This window comes from Rhodanobacter glycinis (assembly GCF_900114325.1).
GTDB classification, from domain to species: Bacteria; Pseudomonadota; Gammaproteobacteria; order Xanthomonadales; family Rhodanobacteraceae; genus Rhodanobacter_A; species Rhodanobacter_A glycinis.
The window spans coordinates 1-12,843 of sequence record NZ_FOSR01000013.1 but is presented as its reverse complement, the minus strand read 5'-3'; the positions used below and the strand labels follow the sequence as shown (position 1 = coordinate 12,843).

The following is a 12,843-nucleotide window of genomic DNA, read 5'->3' as shown; positions in this document are numbered from 1 at the left end:
AGGACTGCCATTCCATCTCAAGCCGCCTCGTTTGCCCCCACCCACCCCCAACCGCTAAAGTTCGCCCGTTTCGGGTGTCCTGCGGGCCTTCGCCCACGGGATGAAACGGGAAGCCGGTGCGTTGCGCGCGAAGCGCAGCAAGGCCGGCGCTGCCCCCGCAACGGTAAGCGAGAGAACATCGGACGGCGGATAGCCACTGTGCTGCGGCACGGGAAGGCGTCGTCCGTTGGCATGTGCCATGGCCCATGCGGCTCGCAAGCCCGGAGACCGGCCCGAATCGAACGTTTCTGGTGACTCGCGGTGGGCGAGGCTGGATCGCGTGCCGTGGCGATTGCCGCTGCATGCCGTTCCGCCTTCTTTCGCATGTCACCAGCCCAGGCAACCTGTGCTGCGCGGGGACGCGTGGCGGGACACGACATGATGATGAAGAACACCTTGCTGGCCACCGCTTTGCTCGCCGGTCTGGCGATGACGGCCACGGCTGCCGCCGACCAGGCGGATGCCACCCTCGAACCGGTGATCGTCACCGCCACGCGCACCGCGATCACCGCCGACGAAGCCTTGTCCTCGGTCAGCGTGATCACCCACGACGACATCGTGCGGCTGCAGCCGGTTTCGCTGGTGGACCTGCTGCGCGGCCTGCCCGGCGTCACCATCACCCAGTCCGGCGGTATCGGCGAGCAGACCTCGCTGTTCCTGCGCGGCACCAATTCCACGCATACGCTGGTGCTGCTCGACGGCATCCGCATCGGCTCGGTCACCGCTGGCCTCGCCGCTCTCGAGCAGATCCCGGTGGATCAGATCGAGCGCATCGAGATCGTGCGCGGGCCGCGCTCCAGCCTGTACGGTGCCGATGCGATCGGCGGCGTGATCCAGATCTTCACCAAACACGGCCAGCGCAATGGCGGCCTGCCTTCATCGGACCCGTTGCCGTCGCTGAGCGTCACTGCCGGCAGCCACGGCCTGGCCGGAGGGCAGTTCGGCGTGTCCGGCGGCGACTCGCACGCTTGGTACAACCTGAACCTGGGCGGCGAATACACCAGCGGCTTCCCGACCTGCCGGATGGGTGCGGCCGAGGTCGGCGCCGGCTGCTTTGCCGACGATCCGCGCAACGACGCCTACCGCAACTGGAATGGCCTGCTCGATGCCGGCTATCGCTGGGACAACGGCACCGAACTGGCCGTGACCGGCCTGCGCAGCAAGAGCTACGTCGAGTACGGCGGCAGCCCCTATGGTGGCAACCGCGCACTGGAGGAACAGCGCGTGGCCGGCGCCCGCTTGTCGTTCGCGCCGCTGGACCCGTGGAAGGTCACGTTGAGCGCCGGACAGAGCCGCGACCTGTCGTCGACCGCCTACCAGGGCACCTATTACGGCATGTACTACCCCACCACGGCCACCGGCTACACCCGCTCGCGTCGCAACCAGGCGTCGTGGCAGAACGACTTCAGCCTCGGCTCGAACCAGTTGCTCAGCGCCGGTGTGGACTATCGCCAGGAACATATCGCCAGCAGCACCGGCTACCTGGCCAGCACCGTCAGCGATACCGGCGTGTTCGCGCAGTACCAGGGCACGTTCGGTCGCAATGAAGTGCAGCTCTCGGCGCGCCACGACCACAACAGCCAGTTTGGCAACCACGACACCGGCGCCGTGGCCTGGGGCTACCGCTTCGACCATGGCCTGCGCCTGACCGCCAGCTACGGCAGCGCCTTCCACGCACCGACCTTCAACGACCTGTACTACCCGCCGTATTACGGCGTGGCTTCGGCCAACCCGAACCTCAAGCCGGAAACTTCGCGCAGCGCCGAACTTGGCCTGTCGCAGCAGGGCGAGGGCTGGAACTGGGCGCTGAACGCCTATCAGACGCGCATCCATGACCTGATCACGCTGAACGACGTCTATTACCCGGAGAACATCAGCCAGGCGCGCATCCGCGGGCTGGAAGCGCAGGCCGGTGCCACCCTGGCCGGCTGGCGCGTGCAGGGCTACCTGACGCTGCTGCAGCCGAAGAACGACGGCGGCGCCAGCGACCCGAACAACGGCAAGCTGCTGGCACGCCGGCCGGAGCGCACCGTGCGCGTGGACCTGGATCGCCACTTCGGCGCATTCGGCGTGGGCGCCACGTTCTATGCCGCCGGCAAGCGTTTTGACGACGCGGCCAACCGGCACCACCTGGGCGGTTACGCCACCACCGACCTGCGCGCCAGCTATGCGTTCGCACGCGACTGGTCGGTGTCGGCACGACTGGCCAATGCGTTCGATCGCAAGTACGAAACGGTGTGGTACTTCAACCAGCCCGGCCGCACCTGGTTCCTCACCTTGCGCTACAGCCCGGCGGCGCACTGAGGTTGATCCGGTTTCCCCGCGTACCGGGGAACCGGAAGCGCGCCCATCCTCCGAACCATCGGGAGTGATGAGTGTCGATCCTCAGCCAGCTTTTCCCCTTCTCCCTTTGGGAGAAGGTGCCCCGAAGGGGCGGATGAGGGTTCGGGCAAAGCGAAGTGCCCGGCACGATGCAGGCCTGCATGCGGCGCTTCGCCCGAACCCTCTCCCCAACCACTCTCTCGGGGGAGAGGGGCTTCAAACAGCTGAGTTTCGACGCCAATCACCTTCCGCAAGACGCCTGTGCATCGCTCCGCCAAGAGCGGTGCGCAAGCGCTCATCCTGTCACGTCCGAAGCGGCCAAAAACCCGCGCCGCCGCGCCCATGCCTTTCGGCACGGACCGACTTCAGGCACATTCATGCGTCCAGCCATGAAGGCATAAAGGCAGCATGACCCCGTTTCCCTGCCACGACGCACCTGCCGCCGCGCGCCATTTGCACGCGACGCTTCACACGGATGTACGCTGCGCCGACCGCGCGGGAGGCCATCCGTGAACCTGTTTGCACCGATGATCCGCCGCCCGGCGGGCACCTCGTTGCTGGCGATCGGGCTGGCCATTGCCGGCTTCTGTGCCTACCTGCTGCTGGGCGTAGCGGCGTTCCCGTCGATCGAATTCCCGTTCATCGCCGTTTCCGCGCAACTGCCCGGCGCCAACGCGCAGACCATGGCCACCACGGTGATGGCGCCGCTGGAGCGCCACCTCGGGCGCATCCCCGGCGTCTCGCAAATGAATGGCACCGCAACAGACGGTGCGGTGCAGATCGGCCTGCAGTTCGATTTCAGCCACAGCACCGACAAGGCCGCGCGCGACGTGCAGGCTGCGATCAACGCAGCGCTTGCCGACCTGCCGCAGCTACCCACGCCCCCGGTTTATTTCAAGGCCAACAGCTCGAACATCCCGGTGCTGCTGGTCGCCATCACCTCGCCCAGCCTGCCACCGGACAAGCTGTACGACCTGACCGATACCTTGCTGAAACCGGCCGTGTCGCAGATTCCCGGCGTGGCCCAGGTGCAGTTGGGCGGCAGCACGCCGCATGCCGTGCGCATCGCACTGAATACCGGCGCGCTGACCAGCGCCGGCATCACCGCGAACGATGTCGCCAACGCCTTGCGCGCGGCGAATGTCACTTCGCCACAAGGCACGCTCAGCAACGGCTTCACCCGCATGACGGTGACCGCCAACGACTCGCTGCACAGCCCGCAGGATTTCGCCAGCCTGATCATCGCCAGCCACAATGGGGTGCCGGTGCGGCTGTCCGACGTGGCCACGATCAGCAGCGGTCAGCAGGACAAGTACGCCGCGGCGTGGTTCAACGGCCAGCGCTCGGTGATGATGCGCATCACCAAGCGCCCGGAGGCCAATGCGGTCGCGGTGGTGAAGGCCATCCGCTCGCGCCTGCCCGAGCTGCGCAACCTGATGCCGGCCGACGTGACGATGGTGCCGATCTTCGACCTCACGCCGACCACCGAGTCGGCGCTGCACGAGGTGGAAGTGGCGCTGCTGATGAGCATCGTGATGGTGGCGCTGGTGATGCTGGTGTTCCTGCGTCGCACCCGTCCCACCATCATCGCCATGTTCAGCGTGCCGCTGTCGCTGGCCGGCGCACTGGTGGTGATGTGGGTGATGGGTTTCACGCTGAACATCTTCTCGCTGGTGGCGCTGGTGCTGTGCGTGGGTTTCGTGGTGGACGATGCGATCGTGGTGATCGAGAACATCGTGCGCCACATCGAGAAAGGCATGAAACCGCTGCCTGCCGCGCTCACCGGCGTACGCGAGATCGGCTTCACGGTGATCTCGATCACGCTGTCGCTGATCGCGGTATTCGGGCCAATGGTGTTCGGCGACAACATGTTCACCAAACTGATGCGCGAGTTCTCGGTGACGCTGATCGCCACCATCGTGATCTCCGCAGTGGTGTCGCTGACGCTGACCCCGGCGCTGTGCGGCCGCTGGCTGACTGCGGAGCACGATGTTGTCCCCTCGCCCGGACGACTGGAGCGTCTGGCCGAACGCTTTGACGGCTGGATGCTGCGCACCTACGAGCGGGGACTGGACTGGGCGATGCACCATCGCAGGATGATGCGCTGGCAGCCGATCATCCTGCTGGTGCTGACCATCGTGCTGGCCGTGGCGGTGGCCAAAACCGCCGGCGGCGGACTGATGCCGAAGGAGGACACCGGGCTGCTGCGCACCCGCATTACCGCGGACGCCAACATCTCGCCCGAAGCGATGGCCAAGCGCACCCAGGAGGTCGCAGCCAAGCTGCTGGCCGATCCCGCGGTCAGCGACGTCTCCGCCTTCCTCGGCAGCAACAACGGCGGTGCGGTGGGCAACGAGTCGAGCATGTTCGTCGACCTCAAGCCGATCGGGAAGCACAAGGGCGATCGACAGGATTCTGCCCAGCAGGTGGTGGATCGCCTGACCAAATACTTCAAGCAGATTCCCGATATCAACGTGTCGGTAAGCGCGGTGCAGTTCATCAGCGGCGGCGGTGGTGGCGGCAGTGGCATCGGCCAGTACTCGTTCGAACTGCAGAGCACCAGCGGTGCGTCACTGCAGGACCCCACGCTCAAGCTCGCGCGGATCATGCGCAACATGAAGCAGTTCCGCGATGTCACCACCAGCTTCGACAGCATCGGCATGCAGCAGATGCTGCAGGTGGATCGCAACGCCGCCTCGCGCCTGCACGTAAGCATGGCCCTGGTCGACGACGCATTGGCCAACGCCTTCGGCCAGCGCGTCGTCTCGACGATCTATTCCGACATCAACCAGTATCGCGTGGTGCTCACCGCCGACAATGCCGAGTCACTGAACCCGGGTACGCTGTTGAATACCTACGTGCGCAACAGCCAGGGACAGATGATCCCGCTTTCCGCGCTGGCGAAGATCCAGCCGCATATCGCGCCAGTGGAAATCGATCACACCAACCAGATCGAGTCGTCCTCGATCAACTACAACCTGGCCAAGGGCGTGACCCAGGGCGACGGCCTGAAACTGGTCGACCAGGCCATCTACGCGGCCAACCTGCCCGCCGGCATCCAGAAAAAATACACCGGCAACAACAAGGACTTGATGGATGCGCTGAGCAATTCGCTGATCACCCTGCTCGCGGTGATCCTGACCATGTACGTGGTGCTCGGCATCCTCTACGAAAGCCTGATCCATCCGCTGACCATCATTTCCACCCTGCCGGCAGCGGGCATGGGTGCCTTCCTCGCCATGCTGGTCACGCATACCCAGCTCACCCTGATGTCGGTGATCGCGGTGCTGATGCTGATCGGCATCGTGAAGAAGAACGCGATCCTGATGGTCGACTTCGCGCTGGTGGCCGAACGCGAACACGGCCGCTCCGCACCGGAGGCGATCCGCGAGGCGGCGTTGGTGCGCTTCCGTCCGATCACCATGACCACCCTGGTGGCGATGGGCGCGGCGCTGCCGCTGGCGGTCGGCTTCGGCCAGGGTTCCGAAATGCGCCAGCCACTGGGCATCGCCATCCTCGGCGGCCTGTTCGTGTCGCAATTGCTCACCCTGCTCTCAACGCCGGCGATCTACCTGTGGCAGCACGACCGGCGCGAGCGCAAGGCGAAGCGGCGGCAACTGCGCGAGGAAATCCGGCGGCAGCGCGAGCTGACAAAACGGATGCCGTCACTGCCACGGTAATTTGTTCCACTCCTGCCGCCGGCGGTCATCGCGATGAACATGCCGTTATGTGACACTGCGTGCCGTCACGAGGACGGGAAGGGGGCGCAACCACATGTCATTTTTGATGCTGGAAGATTTCGCATCGCTGCTCAACGAGGGTTTCGCGGTCGACGTCGGCGGTGATCGCACGACCTTCACCCTGGTCGAGGCAAGGCCGCTGCCGGCGCGCGATGTCAGCGGCATGCAGCGTGCGCCATTTTCGTTGTTGTTCCACCACGCCTCGGCGGTGATCTTTCCGCAGCGCATCTACCAGATGGAGAATCCGCGCATGGGCGGCTTCGGCATCTTCCTGGTACCGGTGGCGCGCAACCAGGACGGTTTCATCTATCAGGCGGTGTTCAACTGAGCTACGGCAGTCGGTACGTCCCAGTGCATGCGCTGGTGCAGGCCTTCCACGCCGCCTTGCTCCCGAAAGCCCAGTCGGACATACAACGCATGGGCCCGGCCATTGTCCAGCCGCACGTGTAAGGCCAGGCCCTGCGCGTGTGAGCCCTGTGCATCCCGCTGCAACTGCCTGAGCAGCGCGCCGCCAATGCCGCGTCCCTGCCATGCCGGCAGCAGGCCGATGTCGATGACCAGCCAGCGTGGCGATTCACGCAGCAGATAGAGCCGCCCCACGGCTTGGCCCCGGTGTTCCAGCACGAGGAATTCCGCGTGCTGGAACTGGGTAGTGAAATGCCGGTGCTGCAAGGTGAACTGGCTATCCAGGAAAGACTGGCGCGCCCCTTCGGGCCACGCCACCCGTGCCATCTCCTCGGCGCGCAGCGTTTCGTACAGCGCGCGCATGAAGCCCAGGTCGCGCTGCTCCGCGATGCGCACCCCGAAACCCTGCTTGCGCAGATCCGCGGGTACCCGCGTGGATGGCTCGCGCGACGGTGGAAAGGCGAGGCCGGACAGCGGCAGTGTCATCACGGGCGCTGGGGAAACACTCCTGCCAGCGCAATGCAGAAGTTCAGCGCCAGCAGCGGCTGGCGATTCTCGTGCGGTATTCCCTGGCCGGTGATGCCGATAATGGTCGGTGCAAAGTTCACGGTGGGGCTGGTTTGCGCGGCGAAGGGCGTAGCTTTGACATTGCCGGGCAGCAGCAGGGCATCGCCGGTCGCCGGTACGCCGTGCCGCAAGTCCTGGTCCTTCTGGCCATGCAGGTTCAGGTTGTGGTTGTGCGAGGGCATTTCCGACTGCAGCAGGCTCACCGTCTCGCTGCCGAACGATTCGCCCACCGTGCGCGGCGCGAGGCCGGGCCCCCGGCCTGAACCACAGGCCGCGTTGCCGCCGTAGTTCGGCAGGCCGAAGGTGCTTCTGCCGTCACCGCCGAAGGTGGTGCCGAGCAGCGAGAACAAGGCGGTGTTTTGCGAAATCGGCATGATTTGCCCGGCGCAGATCGCCCATCGGTACGGCGCGAAGTTGAAGCCGAAGATCTGTATTTCGCCAATGTACGGAGTAGTCATGCGGATGTCCCCTGGGCGCGCAATAAAAGGCGCGCGCCAATCAGTTCTGCGACGGAAATATGCCGAACAGCGCGATGCAGAAATTCGCGGCGAGCGTGGGCATGGTGTTGTCGTGCGGCTGGTTCCCACCGACCTGCGAGACCGTGGCGTTGGCCGTAGAAACGGCGTCGCCGACGATCGTCCCCGAGTACATCGTGTCCGCGTCCAGCCCGCCGAACTCGGCCGTGCCCGCAGGTGCATCGAGCGAAGCGATGCTGCTGGAGGCGACAAAGGCATGCGTGTGCGCGGGCAATTGCGCGGTGGTGACGGTGACGCCCTCGGTGCCTCCCAGCTGGCCCATCACGCGGGGCGTGAGCCCGTTGCCGGCCCCCTGGTGGACGGGAACGCGCCCGCGCAAATCCGGTACCGCGAAGGTAGTGACGCCGTCGCCGCCGTAGGTGGTGCCGAGCAGGGTATACAGCGCCTCATAGGTGGCGATGCTCAACAGGCTGCCGTCGCACAGCTGCCAGTCGACCGGGGCGAAGGTATAGGGAAACAGCCGGACCTCGCCGAGGAAAGGTGTACTCATGGGCAATGCTCCGATACGCGGATATCAGTCGATCAGTTGCGCGGAGGGAAGACGCCGGTCAGCGCAATGCAAAAATTGAGCACGCCGAAGGGCTGCATGTTCGGATGCGGCTGTGAGCCGCCCGTGCTGGACAGCGTGCCGGGATTCAGGACCACTTGCGGACCGCTGGCCGGGGCGTACAACGGCTCGCCGGCGACAGCCCCGTAGAGGCTATTGAGTGGATTGCGCCCGGTGCCTGCTGCGGTGGTGCCGTTACCGAGATGGAGGTGCGGTGGCATCGTCTGCGTCGTCAGGCTGACGTTTTCGACGCCGCCGACCGCGCCCACCGGATAGTCGCCGTTACTGCCGATCGGTGTGCGCCCGCGCAGGTCCGGAAGCATGAACGTGCGGACACCGTCGCCGCCGAACTGCGTGCCGAGCAAGGAGAACAAGGCCTGGTTCTGTGCGATGGGCAGAACCTGCCCGTTGCACAGGGCAAAGCCCTTGGGCGCGAACGCGAATCCGGTGGGCATGACCTGCCCGACAAAAAAATCCGACATGGTGTTTCCCCCTGATGAAGGCGATGCGACCCGTCCCGGCGCTGCCTTCTGCAACTCTGATCCCATCGCCCGGGCTTGACAAGTCCTCACTGGCCGAAAGGCGATGATTGGCCTACGATGCGGCGCACGTCGTGGTGTTTTAACACTTTGCGCACAATCTCCGGCATTGCGATGGCCATGGATGCGCGCGCAGACAGCAGACGGCTGGTCAGGGAGCGCCCGCCACCGCAATGAAGCGGGCGGGCCACACAGGGGGACAACATGCATAAGTATTCTTGGTCGCGTGGACCGGCGATGGCGTGCCGCGGCATCCTTCAGTGGAACTGGCGCGGCGCGCTCGTCCTGTTATGCATTGCGCTCGCGTGGCCAAGCCTGGCGCACGCCGCCGACTGCCCCAACTTCAACGTGCCCGACTCCCATACCATGCCGTCCACGTCACCGATGGCTTCCGGGGGCACGATCACCATCGATGCCTCGTCCTGCGATCCGACCGGCGGCATCGCGGGCATCGAGGGCATCTTCTCGGCTCCGTCGCACGGAACCGCGTCGGTCGACGCCGTCGCCGAAACCGTCACCTACACGAACAACGGCGACGGCGCCACCACCGATTTCTTTACCTTCGGCGATCCCGATAGCAACGCGATCACCGTCACCGTCTCGATCGGCGCAGCGACATCCCCGATCACGGTAACGCCGGCATCGCTGCCGACGCCGCAGGTGGGTGTCGCGTATTCCCCCGTGACCCTCATCGCCAGCGGCGGCACCGGCCCGTATACGTATACCAAGACCGGCGGTTCGCTGCCGCCGGGCATGACCTTCGCCGGCGGCACGTTCTCCGGCACGCCCACGCACTGGGCCAATTACTCGGTCAGCATCGAGGTCGCGGATTCGGCCGGCCACAGCACCACCAAGAGCTACGCGCTGGACGTGCCCCAGCCGACCATCACCTTGTCGTCGCTGCCATCGCCTGCCGTCGGCGTCTCCTACAACCAGACCATCACGGCGAGCGGCGGCACCAGCCCGTATGGCAACTTCTCCGTCAGTTCGGGAAGCCTGCCCCCCAACCTTAGCCTCAGCAGCAGCGGCGTGCTGTCCGGCACACCCACCACGGCAGGCACCTACCACTTCGTGGTACAGGCAGCCGACAGCAGTGCGCCCACCACGTACTACGGCACGCATACCTACGACCTGACGGTGAACAACGCCACGGTGCCGGGAGCGCCGACGATCGGCACCGCCACCGCCGGCAACGCCCTGGCCCATGTGAGTTTCAGCCCCCCGGCCAGCAACGGTGGGGCGGCCATCTCCAGCTATACCGCCATCTCCCATCCCGGCAACCTCAGCGGCAACTGCACCAGCTCGCCGTGTACCGTGAACGGACTGACCAACGGCACGGCCTATACCTTCACCGTGACCGCGACCAATGCCGTCGGCACAGGCGCAGCATCGAGCGCGTCCAACAGCGTCACGCCATCGACCGTGCCCGATGCACCGACCGGCGTTGCCGCCGCAAGCACCACCAGCGCGCAGGCCACCGTCACGTTCAACGCTGCCATCGACAATGGCTCGGCCATCACCGGCTACGCGGTAACGTCCAGCCCTGCGGGCGGTATCGATGCCAACGCCGGCACGACCTCGCTCAGCCATGTCATGACCGGGTTGGCCAACGGCGTCCTCTACACGTTCACCGTGACGGCGACCAATGCGAACGGTGCCGGACCGGCTTCATCGCCGTCCAACAGCGTGATGCCGAAGGCGGCACAGACGATTACCTTCGCCAACCCGGGTACGCAAAATTTCGGCACCACGCCCACTCTCACGGCCTCGGCCACATCGGGCCTGACGGTGACGTTTACGTCGACCACGACCACCGTGTGCACGATCAGCAGTGGCGGGGCGCTCGCCTTCATCGCGGCCGGCACCTGCACCATTGATGCGAACCAGGCCGGCAACGGGGCCTACGCCGCCGCCCCGCAGGTCAGCCAGTCGTTCACCGTCAACGGGATCCTGCCGGGCGCGCCCATCATCGGCACGGCAACGGGGAGCGACCAGCAGGCGACGGTGAACTTCACCCCGCCGGCCTCGTCGGGTGGTTCACCGATCGTTGGCTATACCGCCACCAGCAGCTCGGGCGGAAATACCGGAACGTGCGCCGCGTCACCATGCACCGTGGCCGGACTGGTCAACGGCACGTCGTATACCTTCACGGTGACGGCAACCAACGGGGTGGGCACCGGCGCGGCATCGGCCGCATCGAACAGCGTGATTCCCCTCGGCATTCCAACGGCTTCCGCCAAGTCGGCGACGGCGACCTATAACACCGCCACGACCATCGACCTCACCAGCTCGATCACCGGTGCCGACATCACCGGCATCACGGTCGGCTCCGGGCCTTCGCACGGCACCGCCACCGTCTCGGGCGAAACGGTGACGTACACACCGGCACCCAGCTACTACGGCAGCGACAGCTTCACCTATACCGCCACCAACGCCGCCGGCACCTCGACCCCGGCCACGGTGACCATCACCGTGAGCCCTGCACCGCCTTCGAACCTGGCCTACTCGCCGGCCAACTACTTCTTCACGAAGGGCCAGGCGAGCACGACGGCGACGCCGACGTACGACGGCACCCCGTTGACGGGTTGCACGGTGAGCCCCGCGCTGCCGACAGGGCTGTCCATCGATACGGGCAACTGCGAGATTTCCGGGACGCCAACGTCGTTGTCTACCGCCCCGATCGTCTACACCGTAACGGCAAGCAACCCGGCGGGCTCCACCACCGCGATGGTAACGATCACCGTGAACGACGTGGCACCCTCGAACCTGGTCTATACGCCGGGTAGCTACACGTTCACGCAAGGCCAGGCGATCACGCCGGCGACGCCGACGTACGTGGGCGGCTCGATGACGAGCTGCACGGCAAGTCCGGCGCTGCCGGCGGGACTGTCCATCAGTCCGGGCAACTGCACGATTTCCGGGACGCCGACGGTGTCCGCTCCTTCGTCCAGCTACACCGTGATAGCGAGCAACTCGGGCGGCTCCACCACCGCCATGGTGACGATCAACGTGCTGCCGACGGCACCTACCGTGGCCAACACGTCGGCGACGGCGGCCTACAACACCGCCGCCACCATCGACCTCACCAGCTCGATCACCGGTGCCGACATCACCGGCATTACGGTCGGCTCCGGACCTCTGCACGGCACCACCTCCGTCTCGGGCAAGACGGTGACCTACACGCCATCGCCCACCTACTACGGCGGCAGCGACAGCTTCACCTATACCGCGACCAACCCGGGCGGTACCTCGACACCGGCCACGGTGACGATCACCGTCACCCCTCCGCCGGCACCCACCGTGGCCAACGCGTCGATGACCGCGGCCTACAACACCACCGCCACCATCGACCTCACCAGCTCGATCACCGGTGCCGATGTCACCGGCATCACGGTCGGCTCCGGGCCTTCGCACGGCACCGTCACCATCTCGGGCAAAACGGTGACCTACACGCCGTCGTCCAGCTACTACGGTGGCAGCGACAGCTTTACCTATACCGCCACCAACCCCGGTGGCACTTCCGCCCCGGCTACGGTGTCGATCACCGTCGGCGTGCCGGCTGCTCCGACCGTTGTCGCAAAATCGGTGGCGACGGCCTACAACACCCCGGCCACGATCGACCTCACCGGCTCGATCACCGGCGTGGGTATCACCGCCGTGACGATCGGTATGGCGCCCGCACACGGCACGGTCAGCGTGTCGGGCGAGACCGTGACCTATACGCCGTCGCCCACCTACTACGGTGGCAGCGACAGCTTCACCTATACCGCCACCAACCCGGGCGGCACCTCGGCTCCGGCGACGGTAACGATCTCGGTCAGCGCACCGGCAGCCCCCGTCGTCACCCCGAAGTCGGTGACCACCGCATACAACACAGCGGCGAGCATCGATCTCACTTCGTCGATCACTGGCGTGGACATCACGGCGGTTACGATCGGCACCGCGCCGACGCACGGTACGGTGAGTGTGTCAGGCAAGGTGGTGACCTACACTCCGAGTGCGACGTACTACGGTGGCGCGGACAGTTTCACCTACACCGCGACCAATCCCGGGGGCACGTCCAGTCCGGCGACGGTGTCGATCACCGTCGGCGCACCGGCGGCACCCGTCGTGGCGGCGAAGCCGGTGACCACCGCGTACAACACCGC

8 protein-coding genes and 1 riboswitch are annotated in these 12,843 nt (G+C 65.8%); of the genes, 4 read left to right on the top strand and 4 right to left on the bottom strand.

What is annotated here, in order from left to right:
• Positions 1 to 55 precede the first annotated feature (55 nt).
• A riboswitch (cobalamin riboswitch) is annotated at positions 56 to 290 on the top strand.
• A 133-nt stretch (positions 291 to 423) separates the two neighbouring features.
• The 3 genes from btuB to BMY90_RS13205 all read left to right on the top strand — a co-directional run bounded on the left by btuB (position 424) and on the right by BMY90_RS13205 (position 6,429).
• Positions 424 to 2,343: a TonB-dependent vitamin B12 receptor gene (btuB, locus tag BMY90_RS13215; protein ID WP_092704662.1), complete on the top strand. Its 1,920-nt coding sequence runs from the start codon at positions 424 to 426 to the stop codon at positions 2,341 to 2,343.
• A gap of 527 nt (positions 2,344 to 2,870) precedes the next feature.
• A complete protein-coding gene (locus tag BMY90_RS13210; RefSeq protein WP_092704580.1) occupies positions 2,871 to 6,041 on the top strand; it encodes an efflux RND transporter permease subunit in 3,171 nt (1,056 codons plus the stop codon).
• Between the two features lie 94 nt (positions 6,042 to 6,135).
• Positions 6,136 to 6,429: a DUF6916 family protein gene (locus BMY90_RS13205; protein WP_092704578.1), complete on the top strand. Its 294-nt coding sequence runs from the start codon at positions 6,136 to 6,138 to the stop codon at positions 6,427 to 6,429.
• On the opposite strand, the gene BMY90_RS13200 is transcribed toward BMY90_RS13205, so the two are convergent.
• Genes BMY90_RS13200 through BMY90_RS13185 form a run of 4 tightly spaced genes read right to left on the bottom strand, consistent with a single transcriptional unit; the run spans position 6,411 to position 8,638 of the window.
• Entirely contained in the window at positions 6,411 to 6,992 is a 582-nt protein-coding gene (locus tag BMY90_RS13200; protein WP_092704576.1) for a GNAT family N-acetyltransferase, read from the bottom strand. The two genes, BMY90_RS13205 and BMY90_RS13200, sit on opposite strands and share 19 nt — an antisense overlap.
• Entirely contained in the window at positions 6,992 to 7,531 is a 540-nt protein-coding gene (locus BMY90_RS13195) for a phage tail protein (protein WP_092704574.1), read from the bottom strand. Before BMY90_RS13195 ends, BMY90_RS13200 begins: the two co-directional genes overlap by 1 nt.
• 40 nt (positions 7,532 to 7,571) lie before the next feature.
• Positions 7,572 to 8,099 (bottom strand): phage tail protein, encoded by a 528-nt coding sequence (locus BMY90_RS13190; RefSeq protein WP_092704572.1) that lies wholly within the window; start codon positions 8,097 to 8,099, stop codon positions 7,572 to 7,574.
• A 32-nt stretch (positions 8,100 to 8,131) separates the two neighbouring features.
• On the bottom strand, positions 8,132 to 8,638 hold the full coding sequence (locus BMY90_RS13185; RefSeq protein WP_092704570.1) for a phage tail protein: 507 nt from the start codon (positions 8,636 to 8,638) through the stop codon (positions 8,132 to 8,134).
• 423 nt (positions 8,639 to 9,061) lie between these two features.
• Here BMY90_RS13185 and BMY90_RS13180 point away from each other — a divergent pair.
• A partial coding sequence (locus tag BMY90_RS13180; RefSeq protein ID WP_175481575.1) for a beta strand repeat-containing protein occupies positions 9,062 to 12,843 on the top strand: 3,782 nt, incomplete at its 3' end.

Bases quoted from the DNA above. Each gene is read 5' to 3' on its own strand.
- BMY90_RS13195 (WP_092704574.1), bottom strand. From the start codon at position 7,531: ATGACTACTCCGTACATTGGCGAAATACAGATCTTCGGCTTCAACTTC.
- BMY90_RS13205 (WP_092704578.1), top strand. From the start codon at position 6,136: ATGTCATTTTTGATGCTGGAAGATTTCGCATCGCTGCTCAACGAGGGT.
- btuB (WP_092704662.1), top strand. From the start codon at position 424: ATGAAGAACACCTTGCTGGCCACCGCTTTGCTCGCCGGTCTGGCGATG.
- BMY90_RS13200 (WP_092704576.1), bottom strand. From the start codon at position 6,992: ATGACACTGCCGCTGTCCGGCCTCGCCTTTCCACCGTCGCGCGAGCCA.
- BMY90_RS13190 (WP_092704572.1), bottom strand. From the start codon at position 8,099: ATGAGTACACCTTTCCTCGGCGAGGTCCGGCTGTTTCCCTATACCTTC.
- BMY90_RS13185 (WP_092704570.1), bottom strand. From the start codon at position 8,638: ATGTCGGATTTTTTTGTCGGGCAGGTCATGCCCACCGGATTCGCGTTC.